Raw genomic sequence first — 2,014 nt, forward strand, 5'->3', positions numbered from 1 at the left:
CGCGGCGCGTCTTGCGCCCGGTCGCGTCGAGGAAAGGCTCGAGCCAGGTATCGAGGTCACCGCCAATATCGCGCGGCAGTTTATAGGCGTTCCTTGTCTGCATGCTTGAAAGATGGGGAACTCAGACGCACTTTCCAGAACCGGGTGAGGAATTCCTTGGGGCCGGTATCAGATGCGGTTGGCAAGCTGTCGGGCAGGCCGGCTTCGCACCTTCTAGCACTACCTTGGCACTTCAAAACTGTGTCTGAGTTCCTATCTTCAAAGCATGCAAGCGGGACACACCTATAAACTGCCGCGCGATATTGGCGGTGATCTCGATACCTGGCTCGAGCCTTTCCTCGACGCGACCGGGCGCAAGACGCGCCGCGCAATGGCGCCGCAGTATGTCCGTGGGTTGCTGGACAATGGCGGACGCAAGAGCATCCAGCCGATGGCCGAGCGGCTCGGGCTGCCCGGGCACGACCAGTTGCACCACTTCGTCAGCAGTCCGGCCTGGGACGATGCGCCGCTATGGGACGTGCTCGCCGCGCAAGCTGACCGACTGGTCGGTGGTCGGGATGCCGTGCTGGTGGTCGACGACAGCGGCCTGCCCAAGAAGGGCACCGCCTCGGTCGGCGTGGCGGCGCAATACTGCGGCGCCTTGGGCAAGACGGCGAACTGCCAGGTGCTGGTCTCGCTGACGCTGGCCCGCGGCGAGGTGCCGGTACCGGTCGGGCTGCGGTTGTTTCTACCCGCCGCCTGGACCGACGATCCGGGGCGCTGTGACGCGGCGGGCGTGCCGGAGGCAGCGCAAGCGGCCCGAACCAAGCCCGCGATTGCGCTGGCCGAGATCGACCGGGTGATTGATGCCGGGCTGCGCTTCGGCTGCGTGCTGGGCGACGCCGGATATGGCAGCAGCCCGGTGTTCCGCCAGGGACTGGACGAGCGCGGGCTGTCCTGGGCGGTCGGCATCGCCGGCACCCAGCTTGTCTACCCGACGACGGTCAGGCTGCGTCCATCGCGCACGCCGACCGGGCGCCCCAGCAAGCACCCGGTGCCGGACCGGCCGCCGCGCCCGGCGGCCGCGACGCTCGACCAGCAGCGCTGGCGGCGCGTCACCTGGCGACATGGCACCAAAGGTCCCCTCAGTGCCCGCTTCGCCGCCGTTCGGGTCCGTGTGGCGGACGGGCCGACCAACGCCGACAAGCTGCGCCTGCCGGGCGATGCGGTCTGGCTGATCGGCGAATGGCGGGACAGTGGCGAGCGGAAGCACTCCCTCAGCAACCTGCCGCCGCGGGCCTCGCTGCGGCGTCTGGCCGCCACCGTCAAGGCGCGCTGGTCCTGTGAGCAGGTCCATCAGCAACTCAAACAAGAACTCGGCCTTGGCGACTTCGAGGGCCGGTCCTGGACCGGTCTGCATCGGCATGCGCTGATGACCTGCATCGCGTTTGCCTATCTGCAACACCGGCGCCTGAAGGCTGCGGGTCGGGGGAAAAAAGCTGGCCCCCAACGGGCCGCCGCCACAGCCCTCGCTGCCTGAAATCCGCCGTGCCATCGTCGCCAAGCTGTTCGCTCCGCCAGCGATTCCTTGCCGTTGCCCGCACTGCCACCGTCAAATTTCTCAACGCGCCCTCAAAGTGCCAAAGTAGTGCTAGCAGCCGCCGCACTAGCGCCTGCTGGGTGTGGTAGCCGGTCGCCAGTACCAGCAGTTCCGCCGGCACCACGGTGCCATCCTTCAGCAGCGCGCCCTCGGCCACCAAGCGCTGGATATCATCGAATTGCAGCAAGCCGATCTCGCCGCGGATGATGAGGCCGGCGCACCCCGCGTCGAGGTAGTAGCCGCCGCCCCGCCGGCGGTACTTCATCTGGTGGCCAGTCCCGTCCTCGCCCATGTCATGGCGGAAGCCGCGCGCCTTCAGCCCGTCTATCAACGCCTTGTCGAGCTCCGACATCCGCTCGACGGCGAGCTGGTAGCCGCGCACGAGCAGCGGGTAGGTCGCGGCGGTGGCGATGAGGTCGCAATCCTCCAGCGGCG

Annotated in this window: 1 protein-coding gene and 1 pseudogene; both read left to right on the plus strand. The window is 67.8% G+C overall.

What is annotated here, in order from left to right:
• Window positions 1–265 precede the first annotated feature (265 nt).
• Window positions 266–1,591, plus strand: a pseudogene (locus VF632_RS05180) (IS701 family transposase); the annotation flags it as partial.
• Window positions 1,592–1,661: 70 nt separating this feature from the next.
• Window positions 1,662–2,014 (plus strand): hypothetical protein (locus tag VF632_RS05185; protein ID WP_331021794.1); only part of this gene is annotated, 353 nt, incomplete at its 3' end.

Source organism: Longimicrobium sp. (genome assembly GCF_036388275.1).
In the GTDB taxonomy this organism is placed as follows: Bacteria; Gemmatimonadota; Gemmatimonadetes; order Longimicrobiales; family Longimicrobiaceae; genus Longimicrobium.